This is a genomic window from Enterobacter sp. Taxon_2 (assembly GCF_058355295.1).
The window spans coordinates 3751723-3771893 of record NZ_CM178024.1 but is presented as its reverse complement, the minus strand read 5'-3'; the positions used below and the strand labels follow the sequence as shown (position 1 = coordinate 3771893).

The following is a 20171-nucleotide window of genomic DNA, read 5'->3' as shown; positions in this document are numbered from 1 at the left end:
TAAATGATTACGTTTACATTAACAGAGTGAAAGGCCTCTTAACACCCTAAGAGGCCAACGCAATGTAAAACTTAGTGAATTGCATCCTGGCGATGGTAACCACGCCACCATACTAGCAGGTTAAGGGTGGCGACGATGGCCCCGATCGCACATACCCCCGACCAGCCTGCATGCTGCCACGCCGACGCTGAAATGAGCGAACCCGCCGCGCCGCCAATGAAGTAGCTGGTCATGTAACCGGCCGTCAGGCGGTTACGCGCCTCTGGCTTCACGCGATAGATGACGGTCTGATTGGTGATGTGAACGCCCTGAACGGTGAGATCGAGCACCAGGATGCCGACGATCAGCGCCAGCACCGAGACGTGCCCATACCAGATTGCCGCCCAGGAGAGCAGAAGTAAAATCAGCCCTGCGGAGGTGGTCAGGTGGGATTTACCCTTGTCGGCCAGCCCGCCTGCGGGACGCGCGCCCAGTGCGCCTGCGGCACCGGCCAGACCGAACAGGCCAATCACCCCTTCGGAATAATTGAACGGCGGCGCTGCAAGCAGAAACGCCATCGACGTCCACAGAATGCTGAAGTTGGCGAAGGTGAAACAGCCCAGCAGGGCGCGGGTGCGCAGAAGCTTATCCTGGGTGAACAGACTGAAAACGGAGGCCAGCAGTTGAGGATAGTTCAGGTGGTTGTCCTGCTTCACTTTTGGCAGCCCGCGCCACAGCGCCAGCGCCATGATGACCATCAGCACGCTCGCTACCCAGTATACGGTGCGCCAGCCGCCGAGGCTTGCCAGCAGCCCGGCAACGGTACGCGCCAGCAAAATCCCCAGCAGCAGGCCGCTCATGATGGTACCCACCACCTTGCCGCGTTTTTCCGGGGAGGCGAGGGTCGCGGCGAGCGGGACCAGGATTTGCGCCACCACGGAGAACAGCCCCGTCAGCGCGGTACCGACGATCATCATCGTCAGCGACTGGCTGCTGGCGGTGATCAGCATCCCACCGGCGGCCAGCAGTGTCATGGACACGATCAGCATTCGGCGTTCAAACATATCGCCTAGCGGCACCAGGAACAGCAGTCCGGCGGCATAGCCGAGCTGTGCAGCGGTAACGATAAAGCCTGCGGAGCTGGCGGAGAGATTGAACGCGCGGGCGATGGTGTCGAGAAGAGGCTGCGCGTAATAGTTGCTGGCGACCGCCAAACCCGTTGCCACGGACATTAAAAGGATGAGTGCGGGGCTAAGCCCTTGAGTGGTTTTTGTCATTAGTTTCAGGAATCGTTAGTTGAGTGATTATTTTTCCGGAAACCATAATAGCTAATGATTGTGAATGTTGGGGGATTGTTGGGTGATGGATTGTGCGGTTTAGGGGGATGGTGCGGTCTGGTGCCCCCTCATCCCGGCCCTCTCCCCTTTGGGGAGAGGGTTAGGGTGAGGGGCAGGGGGTTGTTTTTACTTCTGCGCCGCAAGCGCCTCTTTCACCCAGCCGTCAAACTGCTGCTGGTGGGCTTTGATCCAGCCGTCCACGTGGCCTTTCACATCCGCTTCGGAGGATTTACCCGCGTGCATCATCGCGTTCTGGGCGTTGATGTCCGCCAGCGGCAGCTTCATCACCGAGAACAGCTTCGCCGCTGCCGGGTTTTTCTCGGCCCAGGCTTTGTTCGCCACGATATGCATGGTGTTCACCGGGAAGCCGTAGTTCATGCCGTTCGGCAGCCTGGTGTCAATGTCTTTCTGCTCGCCCGGCAGGGAGGAGAACGGCACCTGCAGCCACACCACGTCTTTACCCGGCTTCAGCACGTCGCTCACCCAGTACGGCGTCCAGGTGTAGTAGATCACCGGTTTACCCTCTTTGAAGCGGGCAATGGTGTCGGCCATCATCGCCGAATAGTTGCCGTGGCTCACGTCGACCGTTTTCGCCAGATCGAAGGCTTTGTTCTGGTGGTTAATCACCGCTTCACAGCCCCAGCCCGGCGAGCAGCCCATCATGTCGGCCTTGCCGTCACCGTTGGTGTCGAACAGTTTGGCGATCTTCGGATCTTTCAGCTGTTCAATATTGGTGATGTGGTACTTATCGGCGGTTTTCTTGTCGATCAGATAACCCTGCGCCGCGCCGGTCACGAAGGTGCCTTCGCGGTAGAATTTCTTGTCGCCACCGGCGGCGGCATACATATCGTCGTGCAGCGGCTGCCAGTTCACCGCGGTGAAGGTGGCGTCACCGGAAGCAATTGAGGTATAGCCCACGTTGTAATCCACTTCGCTCGGCGTGTTGACCGTGTAGCCCAGCTTCTCCAGTGCGCGGCTGACGATCAGCGTCTGGAAGCTCTCTTCCGAAATGGTGCTCTGCACCGGCTGCACGGTAATGCCTTTGCCCGGCAGATCAGCCGCGAACGTGCTGGTGGAGACAAGGGTGGCAAACGCTGTGGCAAAAAGTACGTTATGTCGCATCGTTGTTCCTTATTTTGATTTCGTGAAAGGGCGGGTGAGTAACCCGATCGGGCCGGTGGTATACCAGCGACGGTTGCCGCGACTGCGTGAATCACGACCGACGGCCTGGGTCAGGCGGTCAAGAATAATGGCGAGGATCACGATCCCGACGCCGCCGACGGTGGCCAGCCCCATGTCGAGGCGGCCAATGCCGCGCAGCACCATCTGGCCCAGTCCGCCAACGGCGATCATCGAGGCAATCACCACCATTGAGAGTGCCAGCATCAGCGTCTGGTTAACGCCCGCCATGATGGTCGGCATGGCCAGCGGGAGCTGAACCTTAAACAGCATCTGGCGCGGGCTGGCACCGAACGAGCGTGACGCTTCGATCAGGTCCGCAGGCACCTGGTTGATCCCGAGAATGGTCAGACGAATAATCGGCGGCAGGGCGAAGATAATGGTCACCACCACGCCCGGCACGTTGCCGATGCCGAACAGCATGACAATCGGCACCAGATAGACGAACGCCGGGGTGGTCTGCATTGCATCCAGCAGTGGACGGATAATCTTCGCTGCCCGCGGGCTGCGCGCCAGCCAGATCCCCATCGGCAGGCCGATGACAATGCAAAAGAGCAGGGCGGTCAGCACCAGTGCCAGGGTTATCATCGCCTGCGACCAGGCCCCAATCGCGCCGATGGCAATCAGCGAAATCAGCGTGGCGACCCCCATCCCGGCGCTGCCAAACTGCCAGGCGATCAGAGAGAACAAGATAATGGCGACCGGCGCCGGCATGCCCAGCATCAGCTGCTGGAAGCCGTTCAGGATGTAATCCACCGGGATGCGGATCCCCTGGAAAACCGGACGGAAATGCGTGACCACCCAGTCGATCCCCTCCGTCACCCAGTTGTCCAGCGGGATCAGCGTTTTATGGAACGGATCCATGATGTTGAAGTGTTCTGGCGCAGGCGCGGGTGCGCTATTGAGCCAGTCTGTCGCGCCGCCGCCGTCGGCGGGGGCTGGCGTGGAACCCCACGCGTCGGCGGATTGCGCAGCGCTGTCCGCTGCTTCAGTGGTGCCCCACGGGTTTGATTGATCAGCCATTGTTTGCCCCCTCGCGATCTAAAGCCTGCAGCAGCATCCGTTTTGAAATGATGCCGACGTACTGTTGTTCCTCGCCCACGACCGGCACGGCGCACGGCGCCTGACCCACGTGAGAGAGCAACTCGCTGAGCGGCGTTTCGGCGTCCACGGCAAGCGGAGCGTCAATTAACGCCGCATCGATTCCCCGGTTTTCGCCAAGCGCGGTTTTCAGGGAGTCGATGGAGACAACGCCGACAAATTTATTGCCGCGTTCAACCAGATAACCGTATTCACGGTCTTCGTCCTGCAGCAGCTTCAGCGCCGAGCGCGGGCCGAAGCCTGGCGTTTTACGAATAATGCCGTTTGGCGTTCGACGGGCAATATCTTTGGCGCTAAAGACCTGACTAATATCCACGCCGCGGAAGAAGGTACGGACATAATCGTTCGCCGGATTATTGAGTATTTCATCCGGCGTGCCGACCTGCACCACTTCACCGTTTTGCATAATGGCAATACGGTCGCCAATACGCATGGCTTCATCCAGATCGTGGGAAATAAAGACAATCGTTCGCTGATGTTTAGCCTGTAATTTTACCAGCTCATCCTGCATCTCGGTGCGAATTAACGGATCGAGGGCGGAGAAGGCTTCATCCATTAATAAAATATCTGGATTAATGGCTAATGCGCGGGCTAATCCCACGCGCTGACGCATACCGCCGGAGAGTTCATCCGGGTACGCATGCGCATAATTTTCCAGCCCGACCTGACGCAGTGCATCAAGGGCTTTTTCCTGACGTTCCTGAGCCGGCGTGCCGGCTAATTCCATGCCGAAGGCGGTATTATCCAGTACCGTCATGTGCGGCATTAGCGCGAATGACTGGAACACCATTGCGATCTTCTTTCTGCGCACCTCGCGAAGCTCGGCGTCTGATATTCTGGCGATATCCACGCCGTCAATCAGTACCTGTCCGCGGGTGGGTTCAATCAGGCGATTGAGAAGGCGAACCATAGTGGATTTACCCGAACCGGATAATCCCATGATGACAAAAATCTCGCCTTCTTCAATGGCCAGACTGGCGTCTTTAACGCCAAGCGATAGCCCGGTTTTTTCCAGAATTTGCTCTTTCGTAAGGCCTTTTTCAATATATTTGAATGCGCGCTGCGGATGCTCGCCAAATACTTTATAAAGATTTTTCACTTCTAATTTAATTGCCATGCAATAGAGAGTGTCCTGTTATTTGTTTATGTCGATATGATTACCATGGTAAATTGTTAACGGGCATAACCCTAACATACTGAGAATCTGAGACAACCCTGGGTTTGCTTATGGCGTGAATTTTCAGGGAAGCGAAACGGCTGAATTTCCCATGAATAAAGGGCTGAGAGCGTTTTGAATTTTTCTCAATTTTTTGCTGCTGCATAGGGGAATTTCGCCTGGATCGGAATGATTCAGGCGAATATGACTCAGAAATGACAGTGTAGTTGCTTTGTAAATATTAGAGAGGAAATTGTTGGGTTTATATTAAATTAACGAACGTTAACGTTCATTAAAAATCCCAGTCTTCATCCTCGGTTTCCACCGCTTTGCCCATCACGTACGACGAACCCGACCCGGAGAAGAAATCGTGGTTTTCGTCGGCGTTGGGTGACAGCGCGGACAGAATCGCCGGGTTCACCTCCGCCATCTCCGGTGGGAAAAGCGCCTCATAACCCAGGTTCATCAGCGCCTTGTTGGCGTTGTAGCAGAGGAATGCCTTCACGTCATCTTCCCAGCCAGTGCCGGCGTACAGTTCCTCGGTATAGCTCAGCTCGTTGTCGTACAGATCCATCAGCAAATCGAGCGCAAAGCCTTTAAGCTCCTCGCGCTTTACCTCGCTGACTTTCTCCAGCCCTTTCTGATACTTATAGCCGATGTAATACCCGTGCACCGCTTCATCACGAATGATGAGCCGAATCAAATCGGCGGTGTTGGTGAGCTTGCCCCGGCTCGACCAGTACATGGGCAGCCAGAACCCGGAATAGAAGAGGAACGATTCCAGGAACACGCTGGCGATCTTCTTCTTCAGCGGCTCGTCGGCCCGATAATACGTCAGCACCAGCTCCGCTTTTCTCTGCAATGACTCGCTCGCTTCACTCCAGGCATAGGCAGCGTCGACGTCTTTGGTCTGGCACAAGGTAGAGAAAATCGAGCTGTAGGAGCGAGCGTGCACCGCCTCCATAAAGCTGATGTTCGACATCACCGCCTCTTCGTGCGGCGTCAGCGCGTCACTCATCAGAGCCGGTGCGCCGACGGTATTTTGAATGGTGTCGAGCAGCGTCAGGCCGGTAAAAACGCGGATCGTCAGCTGCTGCTCGGCGTGGCCGAGCGTTTGCCAGGCCGGAATATCGTTGGAGAGCGGGACCTTTTCCGGCAGCCAGAAGTTGCTGGTCAGGCGGTTCCACACCTCCAGGTCTTTGTCGTCCTGGATTTTGTTCCAGTTAACGGCACTCACGCGTGACAGTTTCATCCTTTCTCCTTACAGCGCGCAGGACACGCAGCCTTCAATTTCGGTGCCTTCCAGCGCAAGCTGGCGCAGGCGAATGTAGTAGAGCGTTTTGATGCCTTTCTTCCAGGCGTAGATCTGCGCTCTGTTGATATCCCGCGTGGTGGCGGTATCCGGGAAGAACAGCGTCAGCGACAGCCCCTGATCCACGTGTTTTGTCGCCTCGGCGTAGGTATCAATGATTTTTTCCGGCCCGATCTCATACGCGTCCTGATAGAGCGCCAGGTTCTCATTGGTCATAAACGGGGCAGGGTAGTAAACGCGTCCGGTTTTGCCTTCCTTACGAATTTCAATTTTCGATACGATCGGGTGAATGCTCGAGGTGGCGTGATTGATATAGGAGATCGAACCGGTTGGCGGCACCGCCTGCAGGTTCTGGTTGTAGATGCCGTAGCGCATCACGTCGTCACGCAGCTGCTGCCACATCTCACGCGTCGGGAGGGTAATCCCCGCGCGAGCAAACAGTTCGCGCACTTTTTCGGTTTTCGGCTGCCAGTCGCCTTCCAGATACTGGCTGAAATATTGCCCGCTGGCGTAGCGGGACTGCTCAAAGCCCGCGAAGCGCTGGTCGCGCTCGCGCGCCAGCATCATTGAGGTGTGCAGCGCGTGCCAGGTGACGGTGTAAAAATAGAGGTTGGTGAAGTCCAGTCCTTCCGGACTGCCGTAGGCGATGCCTTCCCTCGCCAGATAGCCGTGGAGGTTCATCTGCCCCAGCCCGATGGCGTGCGACGCGGCGTTGCCCGCTTCAATAGACGGCACGCTGCGGATGTGGCTCATGTCCGACACCGCCGTCAGCCCGCGAATGGCGGTTTCTATCGTGCGGCCAAAGTCGGGTGAATCCATGGTGTGGGCGATATTCAGCGACCCGAGGTTGCAGGAGATGTCTTTGCCGATCTCCGCGTAGTCCAGGTTTTCGTCGTAGGCTGACGCGCTATTGACCTGCAAAATCTCCGAGCACAGGTTGCTCATGTTGATGCGCCCGGCAATCGGGTTCACGCGGTTCACCGTATCCTCAAACATGATGTACGGATAGCCGGACTCAAACTGAATTTCGGCAAGCGTCTGGAAGAAATCGCGGGCGTTGATGGTCTTTTTGCGAATGCGATCGTCGGCCACCAGTTCGTCGTAGAGCTCGCTGATGGCCACGTCGCCAAAGGCCTTGCCGTAAATTCGCTCGATGTCATAGGGCGAGAAGAGCGCCATCTCGGCATTCTCTTTGGCGAGCTTAAAGGTGATATCCGGGATCACCACCCCCAGCGACAGGGTTTTGATACGGATTTTTTCGTCGGCGTTTTCGCGTTTGGTATCGAGAAAACGCAGAATGTCCGGATGGTGCGCGTGCAGGTAAACCGCGCCCGCGCCCTGGCGCGCGCCAAGCTGGTTGGCGTAGGAGAACGCATCTTCCAGCATCTTCATCACCGGGATCACGCCGGAGGACTGGTTTTCGATGCGCTTGATCGGCGCGCCCGCTTCACGCAGGTTAGAGAGCAGAAACGCCACGCCGCCGCCGCGTTTGGAAAGCTGCAGCGCCGAGTTCACCGCGCGGCCAATCGACTCCATATTGTCTTCGATGCGCAGCAGGAAGCAGGATACCAGCTCACCGCGCTGGGCTTTGCCGCAGTTAAGAAAGGTTGGCGTGGCGGGCTGGAAGCGTCCGGAGAGGATCTCGTCGGTGAGCTGTTCCGCCAGCGCTTCATCGCCCTGTGCCAGGGTCAGCGCGACCATCACCACGCGATCTTCAAAGCTTTCTAAGTAGCGTTTACCGTCGAAGGTCTTCAGGGTATAGCTGGTGTAGTATTTCCACGCGCCAAGGAACGTCTGGAAACGAAAACCGCTGGCGTGGGCGCGTTCAAACAGCTTCACGACGAAGGCGCGTTCGTAGCGGGTGAGGACGCGCGCGTCGTAGTAGCCCTCGTTAACCAGATAGTCGAGACGTTCATTCTGGCTTGCAAAAGTCACGCTGTTGGGCCGCACGTGGGCGGCAAAAAAGGCGTCCACCGCCTCACGGTCTTTATTAAACTGAATGCGTCCCTCCCGGTCATAGAGGTTAAGCATGGCGTTTAATGCGTGGTAATCCGGCGTCGCCTGTATTACCCGTTCTGCGGTTGTCGTTGCCAAAATTCGTTCACTCCTTTACGCACGTTTTCGACGTCCTGCTGCGTCCCCATCAGCTCAAAGCGATAGAGATACGGCACGCCGCACTTTTGAGAGATGACATCTCCGGCGCGGCCAAAGGCATCGCCGAAATTGCGATTCCCCGCCGCAATGACGCCGCGGATCAGCTCCCGGTTATGGGGATCGTTCAGAAAGCGGATCACCTGGCGAGGCACAGCGCCCGCCGTACCGCCTCCGCCATAGCTGGGCACCACCAGAATGTAAGGTTCCTCTACCCGGATCCGCTCCCGCTCGTTAAGCGGAATGCGCACCGCAGGCAGCCCGACGCGCTCAATAAAGCGGAGCGTGTTTTCCGAGCTGCTGGAGAAGAACACCAGCCCACTCATGCCCGGGCGGCCTGCGCGGCGATGCGGTTGATCATGTCCGGGCGGAAGCCAGACCAGCTGGTCTCCCCGGCCACCACCACCGGAAGCTGACGGAAACCCTGCGCGCGAAGGGTATCGGCGGCCTCGGGCTGCTGGTCAATATTCACCATCTCAAACGCCACGCCGCGGCTTTCCATTGCCCGTTTGGTCGCGTGGCACTGAACACAATCGTTACGAGTGTAAATAATAATGCTCATGATTCGTATTTCCATTTAAAATGAGATAACGGCGCGAGTCATCGCGTCAGGTTGCGTGTGTCTTGCTAAAAGGAATACTAGATGTAGTTGTCTTAAGTTTCAACCATACAAGATATGGGAAATTTAGATTGATGTTGTCCCGATGATGAGCACAGCGGGGCAGGGCAGGCTATGCGGGTTTTACAGGCGAGAAGGCAAAGAAAAGCCCCGGCAGCCATTGGCCACCGGGGCAGATAACGGTGCGTGAGCGGGTTATTTACGCAGGCTAAGCAGAGCGCCCACAAAGATACCGACGGCCGCTACCGTGCCGAGCGTACAGAGCGGTTTCTCGCGCACGAAGGTCGTTGCGCAGCTGACCGCATCGCAGGCAGCCTGTGTCGTACGCGTGCGGCCGTTTAAGCGCGCGCGGGTTTCACGGAGCAGAGACTGAGCCTTACGCTTTGCGGCATCCGCTTCGTCCTTCGCGTCACTTCCCCAGGACTTCAGCACCTCTTCGAGCGTGTCCGCTAATTGGCTGACATCATTACGAATATCCTGAGCGTCGTCATTAATATCGTTTCGGTTCGGTCTGTTAAACATACGATCCTCCGTAATTTTGTGTTCCCGTTCAGTTTAGTTCAGAAATTTAATATCTGAAGCGCATCACGCGTTATCCGGCAGTTTATGGATTATTCTGAAAGCCCTGCTAATGCTGAATACTGTAAGGTTGCCGGGCAGGAAAAGATAACGAGGAAAAGATATGTATTTACGACCTGATGAGGTGGCGCGCGTTCTTGAAAAAGAGGGATTCACCATGGATGAGGTGACACCAAAAGCGTATGGATATCGCCGTGGCGATAATTATGTTTACGTTAATCGTGAAGCAAGAATGGGACGTACCGCTCTCATTATTCACCCGACGCTGAAAGACAGAAGTCTGTCATTTGCTGAGCCTGCCTCGGATATTAAAACCTGCGATCACTATCAGCAATTTCCGCTCTATTTGGGCGGTGAACGGCATGAGCATTATGGTATTCCGCATGGCTTCAGTTCACGCATGGCGCTGGAGCGGTTTTTGAAGGGACTGTTTGGCGACGTACAGTAAATTCGCGACTGGCGTGCGCCAGTCGCTTCACATCACGCTTTTGCCTGACTGTACTGGCTGACTTTAAACAGGCGGCGGCAGTAGTCGAGGAAATAGCCGTATACCGCACCCATCAGCATTGAAATCACAATATTCGAACTGACCGCCGCAGCGATCTGGTGCCAGTCTGCACCCACTGTCAGCAGAATGGCCACGTAAACCGGCGACTGGAACGTCACATAGGCCAGGACGTCCGCCAGGTTTTTCACCCAGCCTGCGGGGCTGATACGACGCGCAAAACGCATGACGGCATCGCGGTATAAGCCGTAAGGCCATGCAATAATTATATTGACCGGGATCGCCACCAGACGAGAAGAAAGTGACTGCTCGAAGGACATTCCGGAGAGGAATATTTCGATCAGCATGTTCACAACGGAACAGTAGACAACCATCGCGAAAGTATCCGCCACGGCATGGCGAAGGCGTGATTGCGGTGAGAACATGTCTGAACTCCTTGAGAAGAACACAAAAGAAACGATTTTCCTGAAGCGATTAGTGCTTTAGGTTGGTTTGTTTGACGTGTATAGCGTATATCTCTACGTTTGAACTAACAACTAGTGATTAATTTTTATTTAATCGCCTTTTGTCCACAAAATTCTCTAAAAGTGATTGTTTTTTATCCGGTTCGTTATAATCTGTCTCGGTTGGCTGTTTTTTCAGGTAAATCATATGGTTGGTGTTTATGGCGCCAGCGTGAGAATCGTTCCTCTTGCGCGAGGCGTAGAATGCTGAAATTTTGATTAAAGTTGACCATTTATATTGATGCGATGATTGAATCCATGCGTATCCCGCAGGCGTTATAAGATAATATTCGCAGTGATATTTAAACATATTTACGCTACTGGCAGGGCGGCCCCACGGGTAGATATTTCAGCGGAAATGAATTATTCTGTCGACGATTTATCTATTTACCCTAAAGAGAAGGTTTTCAAATAATATGTCTTTGACGTTACAGAATCTTAATAATATCCGAACTCTGCGCGCCATGGCGCGTGAATTATCCCTGGACGTTCTTGAGGAAACGCTGGAAAAGGTCAGGGTCGTTACTGAAGAGAAACGGAGTGAGCTGGCGGAATTAGAGCAGCAGCGTGCTGAACAGCAGGAAAAAATTAATGCCCTGCTGGAACTGATGAAAGCCGATGGTATTTCACCGACTGACCTTCTGGGCTCTGAAAGGGCGCTGACGGGTAATCCAGCGAAAAAGCGAAAGCCGCGTGAAGCAAAATATCGTTTTATTGACCAGAACGGTGAAGAGAAAACGTGGACCGGCCAGGGCCGCACGCCGAAGCCTATTGCCAACGCGCTGGCAAACGGTAAATCGCTGGATGATTTTCTGATCTGACAGGTGAGCCGGGCGGTACACGCCGCCCGGCTGGCTGTTCAGCAGACGCCGAAATCGCCTTCTTCGGTATACGGCGCCACATCGGCAGCTTTCAGAGTATATTTCTCGCCTTGCTCATTGCTGGCCTGAACCGCCACAATGCTGTCACCGTTCACTTCGAGCACTTTCAGTTTCGGGCCGCCTTTACGCGGTTGCACATAATCACCGACAGAAAACATATTACCTCCTCATCGTTTTAGCGATCTTCACCTTAGCCCACGCCTGACGCCGGGTACAGCGTATTTCACCGATTACTGCTTATGAGGTACGCCGGTTCCAGGGCATTACCCTGAGCAGTCGCGCCATACCGCAAAAGCCCGTCACACCGGCGAACACCAGCCCGGCTCCGACAAAACCGCTGAGCAGGAAAAAAGCGCCGGAGACGCTATAGCCCAGCACCACGCCGCAGAGAATGAGCAGCCCGGCAGCAATTTGCACCTGACGCATCAGCGGCAGCGGCTGGGATTTGTCTTCGACGGTCGGCAGCCCGGCCTGCTTCCAGCCCTGAATGCCCCCTTCGACCACAAATGCCTGAGCGGGCGCGGCGGCCTGCGCAAGGCGGTCGGCATTGCCTGAGGTGCGGGCACCAGACTGGCAGTGAAAAATCACCGTATCCCTCGCCTGAGCGTTAAGACCGCCGGATAGGGTATCCAGCGGCACGGACTGCGCGGCGGGAATATGCTCGCGGGCGTACTCGTCGGCATCACGGATATCAATCAGTTTTGCGCCTTCAGCGATGCGGGCGCTGGCCTCGTGCGGTGAAATAAGGGGAAGTGACATGGCGGCTCCTTACGGGCAATAAAGGGTTTTCAGGGTGCTGATGAGCTGACGCACCGCATCGTTTTTAATGAAATAGAGAATGCGCTGCGCGTCGCGGGTGCTGTCGATAAGACCTTCATCACGCATGCGCGCCAGATGCTGCGACGTGGCGGAAGGACTTAGCCCCGTCGCGCGGGCCAGTTCCCCCGCGCTGGTGCCGGGGGCGCCGCACAGGGTGCAGAGGATCAGCAGCCGACGCGGGTTGCTCATCGCTTTTAAAAGGTTTGCGGCCTGCTCTGCGCTGGCCTGAAGCTGTTCGAGTTCGGTCATGATAGTTTAGTGGTTGCTTAATTAAGATAATGCTAAAGTAATTGTGCACTTTACGCCAGCGTCAAAAGCGTAAAAGAGGGTAAACGCAGGGGAGAGAACTGGCGCAGACAGGTAAACTGGCTATGCTTAGAGATAGTTCTCTTTATTATTTTCAATGGATTAGCTTGCACGGAGTTTTGATATGGGTTTTTGGCGTATTGTTTTTACCATCCTGTTGCCGCCGCTGGGCGTGCTGTTGGGCAAAGGTTTCGGCTGGGCGTTTATTATCAACATTATTCTGACGCTGCTGGGCTACATCCCGGGTCTTATCCATGCCTTTTGGGTTCAGAGTAAGAACTAAGCACGCCAGAGTAAGTCGCTGTAGATCCCGGTCAGCACGCCCTGGGGGCCAAACTGCTGTTTGATCCAGCGCGTGACCTGGCCGGTCGCGGCATGCTGCGTGGCAAGCAGCATGCGCGAATCCTGACGCGGGTTATTGATACGCCGTGTCACCAGCAGCCCGTCTTCCACCGCTTCCCGCGCCATATACTCCGGTAAAAAACCTATCCCTTCGCCCAGGATCTGACACTGGCATTTGGTATTAAAGTCCGGCACCAGAATGGCTTCCTGTCCGTGCAGCAGCCAGCCGACCTTCTTGTTAATGGTATGCGCAGTATCTTCCACCATGATGTTGGGGTACAGGCGCAGCTGGCTCTCCGCTATCGGTTCCGGGACGAAGGCCAGCGGGTGTTCCGGCGCGATGGCAAAGACCCAGCGGATGGCGCCTATCTCGGTGTAGTCAATCCCGCCGCCGTCGAGCAGCGTGTCCGGTGCGCCGATGGCGATATTGGCCTGGTTGTTGATGATGGAGTCCCAGACGCCGTTGTACACCTCGGTGGTTACGGTGATCTGACAGGTGGGAAACTGCTTTTTCAGCACCTGCAGAAGCCGCGCGGTATGGCGCGGCGTATACAACAGCTGGTTAATACAGATGCGCACCCGCGCCTCGATGCCTTGTGAGATGGTATCAATCCCGCGCTTGATGGCGTGAAAGTCGTTAAGCAGGTCGGTGGCCTTACGGTAAAAGTAAAAGCCGGACTCGGTCAGCTCAATGCTGCGCGTGTTACGCACAAACAGCACCACGTCCAGCCCGGTCTCCATGCGCTTAATGGTGTAGCTGATGGCGGACGTGGTGACGCCCAGCTCGGCGGCGGCTTTGCTGAAGCTGCCGAAGCGTGCGGCGGTAGTAAAGGCCAGCAGGTTCTCTTCGGTAAAGATGGAATTCATATCTCACTCCCGTCAGTCATCAGTTTTGAACATATTTTAACAGCGTTGTTACAACGCATTTGAAGCCGATCACAGTTCTGACTCTTTGCTGAAAGCCCTGGTGTGTAAGGCTTCCTCAGGCATAAGCATAATGCAGTCTCGAGCGCTAAAAAGCGGATAAACATAAGAAAAAGGTTGCACAGACGCACGTTTTGACCGGTTTGTTGAATTTAACTCAACAATGAATTGGCTGTCGATGAATCATTTTTAAGCGGATTCTTTTATGACCAGGCTGTTGCTATTCTCAGGTCAACAGAAATAAAAACATCAGGAGTCTGAATATGTCTGCAACTGAACTCGTTACTGAATTTCTGCTGGCGGCAGAGGAGGGCAATAGCGATGCGCTAAAAGCCTGTCTGGAGAAAGGCGTGGATATTAACGCCACCAACCGCCAGAAAAGAACCGCCGTTATTATTGCCAGCCTGAAAAAACATTATGCCTGCGTAGAGTTATTAATTGCCGCCGGAGCGGATATTGATAAACAGGACCAGACCTGCTTTAACCCTTTCCTCATTAGCTGCCTGACGAATGATTTAACTCTCCTGCGGCTGGTATTGCCCGCGAACCCGGATCTCGACCGCCTGACGCGCTTTGGCGGCGTGGGCATTACGCCAGCCAGTGAAAAAGGGCACGTGGAGATCGTACGCGAGCTGCTGGAAAAAACCGATATCAACGTCAACCACACCAACTTTGTTGGCTGGACGCCGCTGCTGGAAGCCATCATCCTAAACGACGGCGGCGCAAAGCAGCAGGCGATCGTGAAGCTGCTGCTGGATCACGGCGCGAACCCGCACATGACCGACAAATATGGCAAAACCCCGCTCGAGCTGGCGCGGGAGAAAGGCTTCACTGAGATTGCCGACCTGCTGTTGGCGGCGGGCGCATAGCGCATTCGGCCAGCCATTTCCGGCTGGCCGTTAATTCAAAAGTATTTTTACCGACGTGCATTTTGCACGACGGCGGCCCCCTTTTATCCGTATTCAGGAGAAAACAATGCCAACCAAAATCGTTATAAAAAAGAATACGTATTTTGATTCGGTGTCATTAATGTCCGTTTCCACCAAAGCCAATAAATTGCCGGGCGTCGACAAGGCGTTTGTGGCCATGGCGACGGAGATGAATAAAGGCGTATTAAAAAACCTCGGGTTATTAACGCCGGAATTAGCGGGAGCCAAAAACGGCGACCTGATGATCGTGATTAAAGGTGACGCGGCGAATGATGAAACGCTGGCCGCTATTGAAGCGCTGTTCACGCGTAAAGAGAGCGCAGGTTCCCATGAAGCGCGCTACGCGACGATTGCCAGTGCCAAAACCCATCGCCCGGACAGCAACCTTGCGGTGATTTCCGTCAACGGCACCTTCGCCGCCCGCGAGGCGCGTCAGGCGCTGGAAAACGATCTCAACGTAATGCTCTTCTCCGATAACGTGTCGCTCGACGACGAGCTGGCGCTGAAGCAGCTGGCGCACCAGAAAGGGCTGCTGATGATGGGGCCGGACTGTGGCACCGCCATCATCAACGGCGCGGGGCTGTGCTTTGCTAACGCGGTGCGCCGCGGCTCGATTGGCATCGTCGGCGCATCCGGCACCGGCAGCCAGGAGCTGAGCGTGCGCATTCACGAATTCGGCGGCGGCGTGTCGCAGCTGATTGGCACCGGCGGGCGCGATCTCAGCGAGAAAATCGGCGGTCTGATGATGCTCGACGCCATCGACATGCTCGAAGCCGACGAGGGCACAGAGGTGATTGCGCTGATCTCCAAACCAGCGGCGCCTGCCGTGGCAGAAAAGGTGCTGGCCCGCGCCAGAGCCTGCCGCAAGCCGGTGGTTGTTTGCTTCCTCGGGCGCAGCGAACCGCCCGCCGATGAGGACGGCCTGCAGTTTGCGCGCGGCACCAAAGAGGCAGCCCTGAAGGCGGTCCTGCTCACCGGCATCAAAAAAGAGTCCCTTGATCTGCATCCGCTCAACTGGCCTTTGATTGAAGAGGTGCGCGCCCGCCTGACTCCGCAGCAGAAGTACATTCGCGGCCTGTTCTGCGGCGGCACCCTGTGCGACGAGGCGATGTTCGCGGCGCTTGCGAAATTCGACGACGTCTACAGCAACATCCAGCCGGATCCGTCTAAGCGCCTGAGCGACATCAGCGTCAGTAAAGCCCATACCTTCCTCGACTTTGGCGACGACGATTTCACCAACGGCAAGCCGCATCCGATGATCGACCCGACCAACCGCATCAGCCGTCTGCTGCAGGAGGCACGCGATCCTGAGGTGGGCGTCATCGTGATGGACTTCGTGCTGGGCTTCGGCGCGCATGAGGATCCAGTCGGCGTGATGCTCGACGCCATTAAAGAGGCGCAGGCAATTGCAAAGGCCGATAACCGTCCGCTGGAAATCCTCGGCTACGTGTTGGGTACCGACCAGGATCCGCAGTCGCTGGCGCAGCAGTGCCAGCTGCTGACCGACGCAGGCGTCATCTGGGCCAGCAGCAGCACCAACACCGGATTACTGGCACGCGAATTTGTCTGCAAAGGGGAGAAAGCATAATGACCACCTTATTCAACCAGCCGCTGAACGTCATTAACGTCGGCATTGCGATGTTCAGCGACGATCTTAAAAAACAGCACGTACCCGTCACCCAGCTCGACTGGACGCCGCCGGGGCAGGGCAATATGCAGGTCGTTGAGGCGCTCGACCAGCTGGCGAAAAAACCGCTGGCGGAGAAAATCGCCGCCGCCAATAAGCTTGCGCTTGAGCGCATTATTCAGTCCCATCCGGTGCTGGTGGGCTATGACCAGGCGATTAACGTTGTGCCGGGGATGACCCGCACCACCATTCTGCACGCCGGTCCGCCTGTCTCCTGGGAAAACATGTGCGGCGCGATGAAGGGTGCGGTCACCGGGGCGCTGGTGTTTGAAGGGCTGGCGAAAGATCTGGACGACGCGACACGGCTTGCCGCCTCCGGGGATATTACGTTCTCGCCATGCCACGAGCACGACTGCGTGGGCTCGATGGCGGGCGTCACCTCCGCGTCGATGTTTATGCACATCGTTGAGAACAAAACCTACGGCAACCGCGCCTTCACTAACCTCAGCGAGCAGATGGCGAAGATCCTGCGCATGGGAGCCAACGACCAGAGCGTGATCGACCGCCTGAACTGGATGCGCGACGTGCTTGGCCCGATGCTGCGCGATGCGATGAAGATTATCGGCGAAATCGACCTGCGCCTGATGCTGGCCCAGGCGCTGCACATGGGCGACGAATGCCATAACCGCAACAACGCGGGCACCACGCTGCTGATCCAGGCGCTGACCCCGGGGCTGATCCAGGCGGGCTATCCGGTGGCGCAGCAGCGCGAGGTATTTGAGTTTGTCGCCAGCAGCGACTACTTCTCCGGCCCGACGTGGATGGCGATGTGTAAAGCCGCGCTGGACGCCGCCCACGGCATTGAGTACAGCACCGTGGTCACCACCATGGCGCGCAACGGCTACGAGTTTGGCCTGCGCATTTCCGGCCTGCCGGGGCAGTGGTTCACCGGCCCGGCGCAGCAGGTGATCGGCCCGATGTTCGCGGGCTATAAGCCGGAAGACTCCGGGCTGGATATCGGCGACAGCGCCATCACCGAAACCTACGGCATCGGCGGTTTTGCGATGGCGACGGCCCCTGCAATCGTTGCGCTGGTGGGCGGCACGGTGGAGGAAGCTATCGACTTCTCCCGTCAGATGCGCGAAATCACCCTCGGCGAAAACCCGAACGTCACCATTCCGCTGCTCTCGTTTATGGGGATCCCGACCGCCATCGACATCACCAGAGTCGCCGGCAGCGGCATTCTGCCGGTGATTAACACCGCCATTGCCCACAAAGACGCGGGCATCGGCATGATTGGGGCGGGCATCGTTCACCCACCGTTTAGCTGTTTTGAAAAGGCGCTGTTGACCTTCCGCGATCGCTACTTTTTATAAGGCAAGCATCCATGAAAAACATGAAGCTGGAGTGGAAAAGAGGTGACTGGGCGGCGTATTTCGGGTTGATGACCAACAACCTGACCAATTTGCTGACCATGATGGGGCTGCTCATTTTTGTCGTCGGCATCCCGAAGGAGATTGTTTATGGACGCATCGCGCCGGCCTTCGGGCTGGCGGTGCTGACCGCGAGTATTTGCTATGCCTGGTTCGGCATGCAGATGGCGCGCGCCACCGGGCGAACGGACGTCACCGCGCTGCCGTCCGGCCCGAGCGCGCCGTCAATTTTTACCGTGACCTTCCTGGTGCTGATGCCGGTTTATCAGCAGACCGGTGATGCGGAGTTTGCCATCCAGATTGGCCTGGTGTGGTGCTTTGTTGAGGCGATGATCCTGGCTGGCGGCTCGTTTTTAGGGGAAACCATCCGCAAGATGATCCCACGCACCGTGCTGCTGTCGTGCCTGTCCGGTTTGGGTCTGCTGCTGCTGGCGATGAACCCGATGCTGCAGGCGTTCGAGGCGCCGACCGTGTCGTTTATCGTGCTGCTGCTGATCTTCATTAACTGGTTCGGTAAAAAGCCGATTTTCGCCCGCATCCCGACCGGCCTGCTGCTGCTGATAGCCGGCACGGCCCTGGCGTGGATCTCCGGCCTGCAAAGCCCGGAAGCGATTAAAGCGTCCATGTCATCCTTCGGCTTTAACCCGCCGCAGGTGCACGTGGAGGGCTTCCTGCAGGGCCTGCCGCACGCGCTGCCGTATCTTGCCTCTGCCGTGCCGCTGGGGCTGGCGAACTACATCTTTGATCTGGAGAACATCGAAAGCGCCCACGCGGCGGGGGATGAATATCCGACGCGTAAAGTCATGCTGGCGAACGGTCTGGCCTCCATGCTCGGTTGCCTGATGGGGAACCCGTTCCCGGTGACGGTCTACGTCGGCCATCCCGGCTGGAAAGCGATGGGCGCGAGCATCGGCTACACGCTGGCCTCCGGCGTAACCATGTTCATCGTGCCGCTGTTCGGGCTGGGGGCGTTTATGCTCGCCATCATTCCGATGACCGCCATCGTGCCGATTCTGGTGTTTATCGGCGTGGTCACCGCCAATCAGGTGGTAAGGGAAACGCCGAAGGTGGAGGTGCCCGTTATCTTCATCTGTCTGTTCCCGTGGATCGCCAACTGGGCGCTGACCATGATGAACAGCGTGATGGGTGCGGCGGGCACGAATGCCGCCAAAATCGGTACCGACGTGCTGCACAGCAAAGGGATCTACTACGAAGGATTAGTCCATCTGGGGAACGGGGCACCGCTCGCCAGCATGCTGTGGGGTTGTATCGCCATTTTCGCCATCATCAACAAACCGCTGCGCGGCGCCGTGGCTGCGGCGGGCGGGGCACTGCTGGCGCTGTTCGGGGTGATCCACGCGCCGGTCGTGGGCTTTGCCGAAGGCAGTTCGCTGATGTTCGTCACCGCATATCTGATGATGGGCGGCATGTTTGTGGTGAAGCATGTGCTGGATATCTCTGTTAATCCCCCTCTCCCTGTGGGAGAGGGCCGGGGTGAGGGCACCAGAACGCACCTTCTAAAGGAAACAAAATGAAAGAGCTTATGGTCGTTGCCATTGGCGGCAACAGCATTATCAAAGACAACGCCAGCCAGTCGGTTGAACATCAGGCGCAGGCGGTTAAAGCGGTGGCAGAGTCGGTGCTGGAAATGCTGGCCTCCGACTATGACATCGTGCTCACCCACGGCAACGGCCCTCAGGTGGGGCTGGATCTGCGCCGTGCCGAAATCGCCCACGAGCGGGAAGGACTACCGCTGACCCCGCTGGCAAACTGCGTGGCGGACACCCAGGGCGGCATCGGCTATCTGATCCAGCAGGCGCTCAACAATTGCCTGGCCGTGAGCGGGGAGCAAAAAGCGGTCACGGTCGTCACGCAGGTGGAGGTGGATAAAAACGATCCCGGCTTTACGCACCCGACGAAACCTATCGGTGCGTTCTTCAGCGAGGCACAGCGCGACGAGCTGCAGCGCACGCACCCGGACTGGCACTTTGTTGAGGATTCGGGTCGGGGATATCGTCGCGTGGTGGCTTCACCCCAGCCGCTGCGGATTGTTGAGGCGGATGCCATTAAGACGCTGACCCAAAAAGGGTATGTCGTGATCGGCGCGGGCGGCGGCGGGATCCCGGTCGTTCGCAGCGAACAAGGGGATTACCAGAGCGTCGACGCGGTGATTGATAAAGATCTCTCCACCGCGCTGCTGGCGCGCGAGATCCGCGCCGACGTGCTGGTGATTACCACCGGCGTGGAGAAGGTGTGCGTCAACTTCGGCAAGCCAAACCAGCAGGCGCTGGACACCGTTAACGTGGCGCAGATGAGGCGTTATATGGAGGAAGGCCACTTCCCGGCAGGAAGCATGCTGCCCAAAATCGTCGCTTCGCTGGAATTCTTACACCACGGCGGCAAACGCGTGATTATCACCTCGCCGGACTGCCTGCCCACGGCGCTGCGTGGAGAAACCGGCACCCATATTGTGAATGAAGGAAGATAAG

Annotated in this window: 22 protein-coding genes; 8 read left to right on the top strand and 14 right to left on the bottom strand. The window is 56.8% G+C overall.

Annotated elements, in window-relative coordinates; all coding sequences use genetic code 11:
* Positions 1-71: 71 nt before the first annotated feature.
* The 9 genes from AC4IC4_RS17830 to AC4IC4_RS17790 form a co-directional block, all read right to left on the bottom strand.
* Complete coding sequence (locus AC4IC4_RS17830; RefSeq protein WP_024907688.1) at positions 72-1256, bottom strand: MFS transporter; 1185 nt, start codon at positions 1254-1256, stop codon at positions 72-74.
* A gap of 186 nt (positions 1257-1442) precedes the next feature.
* Positions 1443-2438, bottom strand: coding sequence for a glycine betaine/L-proline ABC transporter substrate-binding protein ProX (gene proX / locus AC4IC4_RS17825; protein ID WP_024907687.1), 996 nt, complete (start codon positions 2436-2438; stop codon positions 1443-1445).
* Between the two features lie 9 nt (positions 2439-2447).
* Positions 2448-3518, bottom strand: a complete 1071-nt coding sequence (gene proW / locus AC4IC4_RS17820; RefSeq protein WP_491471622.1) for a glycine betaine/L-proline ABC transporter permease ProW — start codon at positions 3516-3518, stop codon at positions 2448-2450.
* Positions 3511-4713, bottom strand: coding sequence for a glycine betaine/L-proline ABC transporter ATP-binding protein ProV (gene proV, locus AC4IC4_RS17815; RefSeq protein ID WP_024907685.1), 1203 nt, complete (start codon positions 4711-4713; stop codon positions 3511-3513). The genes proW and proV overlap by 8 nt, the downstream gene beginning before the upstream one ends.
* Positions 4714-5044: 331 nt before the next feature.
* The gene (gene nrdF / locus AC4IC4_RS17810) at positions 5045-6004 is read right to left on the bottom strand and encodes a class 1b ribonucleoside-diphosphate reductase subunit beta (RefSeq protein WP_491471621.1); all 960 of its coding nucleotides are present in this window, start codon (positions 6002-6004) and stop codon (positions 5045-5047) included.
* A gap of 9 nt (positions 6005-6013) precedes the next feature.
* The gene (gene nrdE / locus AC4IC4_RS17805) at positions 6014-8158 is read right to left on the bottom strand and encodes a class 1b ribonucleoside-diphosphate reductase subunit alpha (RefSeq protein ID WP_491471620.1); all 2145 of its coding nucleotides are present in this window, start codon (positions 8156-8158) and stop codon (positions 6014-6016) included.
* Positions 8131-8541: a class Ib ribonucleoside-diphosphate reductase assembly flavoprotein NrdI gene (gene nrdI, locus AC4IC4_RS17800; RefSeq protein WP_032647987.1), complete on the bottom strand. Its 411-nt coding sequence runs from the start codon at positions 8539-8541 to the stop codon at positions 8131-8133. Before nrdI ends, nrdE begins: the two co-directional genes overlap by 28 nt.
* Positions 8538-8777, bottom strand: a complete 240-nt coding sequence (nrdH, locus tag AC4IC4_RS17795) for a glutaredoxin-like protein NrdH (RefSeq protein WP_008502570.1) — start codon at positions 8775-8777, stop codon at positions 8538-8540. The genes nrdI and nrdH overlap by 4 nt, the downstream gene beginning before the upstream one ends.
* Positions 8778-9029: 252 nt before the next feature.
* Positions 9030-9356, bottom strand: a complete 327-nt coding sequence (locus tag AC4IC4_RS17790) for an ElaB/YgaM/YqjD family protein (RefSeq protein ID WP_008502569.1) — start codon at positions 9354-9356, stop codon at positions 9030-9032.
* 160 nt (positions 9357-9516) lie between these two features.
* On the opposite strand from AC4IC4_RS17790, the gene AC4IC4_RS17785 reads away from it, so the two are divergent.
* Positions 9517-9861, top strand: coding sequence for a DUF2002 family protein (locus tag AC4IC4_RS17785; RefSeq protein ID WP_024907681.1), 345 nt, complete (start codon positions 9517-9519; stop codon positions 9859-9861).
* Between the two features lie 32 nt (positions 9862-9893).
* Here AC4IC4_RS17785 and alaE read toward each other — a convergent pair whose 3' ends face one another.
* Entirely contained in the window at positions 9894-10343 is a 450-nt protein-coding gene (alaE, locus tag AC4IC4_RS17780) for an L-alanine exporter AlaE (protein ID WP_008502567.1), read from the bottom strand.
* 494 nt (positions 10344-10837) lie between these two features.
* Here alaE and stpA point away from each other — a divergent pair, with 494 nt between their 5' ends.
* On the top strand, positions 10838-11242 hold the full coding sequence (gene stpA / locus AC4IC4_RS17775; protein WP_024907680.1) for a DNA-binding protein StpA: 405 nt from the start codon (positions 10838-10840) through the stop codon (positions 11240-11242).
* Between the two features lie 38 nt (positions 11243-11280).
* Here stpA and AC4IC4_RS17770 read toward each other — a convergent pair whose 3' ends face one another.
* The 3 genes from AC4IC4_RS17770 to AC4IC4_RS17760 form a co-directional block, all read right to left on the bottom strand.
* Positions 11281-11460, bottom strand: a complete 180-nt coding sequence (locus tag AC4IC4_RS17770) for a YodC family protein (RefSeq protein WP_023308920.1) — start codon at positions 11458-11460, stop codon at positions 11281-11283.
* Positions 11461-11539: 79 nt separating this feature from the next.
* A complete protein-coding gene (locus AC4IC4_RS17765) occupies positions 11540-12061 on the bottom strand; it encodes a rhodanese family protein (RefSeq protein WP_491471619.1) in 522 nt (173 codons plus the stop codon).
* Between the two features lie 9 nt (positions 12062-12070).
* A complete protein-coding gene (locus AC4IC4_RS17760) occupies positions 12071-12370 on the bottom strand; it encodes an ArsR/SmtB family transcription factor (RefSeq protein WP_032647983.1) in 300 nt (99 codons plus the stop codon).
* A 181-nt stretch (positions 12371-12551) separates the two neighbouring features.
* Between AC4IC4_RS17760 and AC4IC4_RS17755 the strand changes: the two genes are divergently transcribed.
* Complete coding sequence (locus AC4IC4_RS17755) at positions 12552-12710, top strand: YqaE/Pmp3 family membrane protein (protein ID WP_032645235.1); 159 nt, start codon at positions 12552-12554, stop codon at positions 12708-12710.
* Here the strand turns inward: AC4IC4_RS17755 and AC4IC4_RS17750 are convergent.
* Positions 12707-13636: a LysR substrate-binding domain-containing protein gene (locus tag AC4IC4_RS17750; protein WP_025759721.1), complete on the bottom strand. Its 930-nt coding sequence runs from the start codon at positions 13634-13636 to the stop codon at positions 12707-12709. The two genes, AC4IC4_RS17755 and AC4IC4_RS17750, sit on opposite strands and share 4 nt — an antisense overlap.
* Before the next feature lie 320 nt (positions 13637-13956).
* Between AC4IC4_RS17750 and AC4IC4_RS17745 the strand changes: the two genes are divergently transcribed.
* The 5 genes from AC4IC4_RS17745 to AC4IC4_RS17725 all read left to right on the top strand — a co-directional run bounded on the left by AC4IC4_RS17745 (position 13957) and on the right by AC4IC4_RS17725 (position 20170).
* Complete coding sequence (locus tag AC4IC4_RS17745; RefSeq protein WP_491471618.1) at positions 13957-14562, top strand: ankyrin repeat domain-containing protein; 606 nt, start codon at positions 13957-13959, stop codon at positions 14560-14562.
* A gap of 106 nt (positions 14563-14668) precedes the next feature.
* Positions 14669-16210, top strand: a complete 1542-nt coding sequence (gene fdrA, locus AC4IC4_RS17740; protein ID WP_491471617.1) for an acyl-CoA synthetase FdrA — start codon at positions 14669-14671, stop codon at positions 16208-16210.
* The gene (locus AC4IC4_RS17735) at positions 16210-17625 is read left to right on the top strand and encodes a YlbE family protein (protein ID WP_491471616.1); all 1416 of its coding nucleotides are present in this window, start codon (positions 16210-16212) and stop codon (positions 17623-17625) included. The genes fdrA and AC4IC4_RS17735 overlap by 1 nt, the downstream gene beginning before the upstream one ends.
* Before the next feature lie 11 nt (positions 17626-17636).
* Positions 17637-19217 carry a hypothetical protein gene (locus AC4IC4_RS17730; RefSeq protein WP_024907672.1) on the top strand — a complete coding sequence of 527 codons (1581 nt, stop codon included), beginning with the start codon at positions 17637-17639 and terminating at the stop codon, positions 19215-19217.
* Positions 19214-20170, top strand: a complete 957-nt coding sequence (locus AC4IC4_RS17725) for a carbamate kinase family protein (RefSeq protein WP_491471615.1) — start codon at positions 19214-19216, stop codon at positions 20168-20170. The genes AC4IC4_RS17730 and AC4IC4_RS17725 overlap by 4 nt, the downstream gene beginning before the upstream one ends.
* Position 20171: the final 1 nt, after the last annotated feature.

Bases quoted from the DNA above. Each gene is read 5' to 3' on its own strand.
- AC4IC4_RS17755 (WP_032645235.1), top strand. From the start codon at position 12,552: ATGGGTTTTTGGCGTATTGTTTTTACCATCCTGTTGCCGCCGCTGGGC.
- AC4IC4_RS17785 (WP_024907681.1), top strand. From the start codon at position 9,517: ATGTATTTACGACCTGATGAGGTGGCGCGCGTTCTTGAAAAAGAGGGA.
- AC4IC4_RS17730 (WP_024907672.1), top strand. From the start codon at position 17,637: ATGAAAAACATGAAGCTGGAGTGGAAAAGAGGTGACTGGGCGGCGTAT.
- AC4IC4_RS17745 (WP_491471618.1), top strand. From the start codon at position 13,957: ATGTCTGCAACTGAACTCGTTACTGAATTTCTGCTGGCGGCAGAGGAG.
- AC4IC4_RS17765 (WP_491471619.1), bottom strand. From the start codon at position 12,061: ATGTCACTTCCCCTTATTTCACCGCACGAGGCCAGCGCCCGCATCGCT.
- AC4IC4_RS17735 (WP_491471616.1), top strand. From the start codon at position 16,210: ATGACCACCTTATTCAACCAGCCGCTGAACGTCATTAACGTCGGCATT.
- nrdH (WP_008502570.1), bottom strand. From the start codon at position 8,777: ATGAGCATTATTATTTACACTCGTAACGATTGTGTTCAGTGCCACGCG.
- AC4IC4_RS17760 (WP_032647983.1), bottom strand. From the start codon at position 12,370: ATGACCGAACTCGAACAGCTTCAGGCCAGCGCAGAGCAGGCCGCAAAC.
- nrdI (WP_032647987.1), bottom strand. From the start codon at position 8,541: ATGAGTGGGCTGGTGTTCTTCTCCAGCAGCTCGGAAAACACGCTCCGC.
- AC4IC4_RS17750 (WP_025759721.1), bottom strand. From the start codon at position 13,636: ATGAATTCCATCTTTACCGAAGAGAACCTGCTGGCCTTTACTACCGCC.
- proX (WP_024907687.1), bottom strand. From the start codon at position 2,438: ATGCGACATAACGTACTTTTTGCCACAGCGTTTGCCACCCTTGTCTCC.
- AC4IC4_RS17770 (WP_023308920.1), bottom strand. From the start codon at position 11,460: ATGTTTTCTGTCGGTGATTATGTGCAACCGCGTAAAGGCGGCCCGAAA.
- stpA (WP_024907680.1), top strand. From the start codon at position 10,838: ATGTCTTTGACGTTACAGAATCTTAATAATATCCGAACTCTGCGCGCC.
- alaE (WP_008502567.1), bottom strand. From the start codon at position 10,343: ATGTTCTCACCGCAATCACGCCTTCGCCATGCCGTGGCGGATACTTTC.
- AC4IC4_RS17725 (WP_491471615.1), top strand. From the start codon at position 19,214: ATGAAAGAGCTTATGGTCGTTGCCATTGGCGGCAACAGCATTATCAAA.
- nrdF (WP_491471621.1), bottom strand. From the start codon at position 6,004: ATGAAACTGTCACGCGTGAGTGCCGTTAACTGGAACAAAATCCAGGAC.
- proW (WP_491471622.1), bottom strand. From the start codon at position 3,518: ATGGCTGATCAATCAAACCCGTGGGGCACCACTGAAGCAGCGGACAGC.
- proV (WP_024907685.1), bottom strand. From the start codon at position 4,713: ATGGCAATTAAATTAGAAGTGAAAAATCTTTATAAAGTATTTGGCGAG.
- fdrA (WP_491471617.1), top strand. From the start codon at position 14,669: ATGCCAACCAAAATCGTTATAAAAAAGAATACGTATTTTGATTCGGTG.
- AC4IC4_RS17830 (WP_024907688.1), bottom strand. From the start codon at position 1,256: ATGACAAAAACCACTCAAGGGCTTAGCCCCGCACTCATCCTTTTAATG.
- AC4IC4_RS17790 (WP_008502569.1), bottom strand. From the start codon at position 9,356: ATGTTTAACAGACCGAACCGAAACGATATTAATGACGACGCTCAGGAT.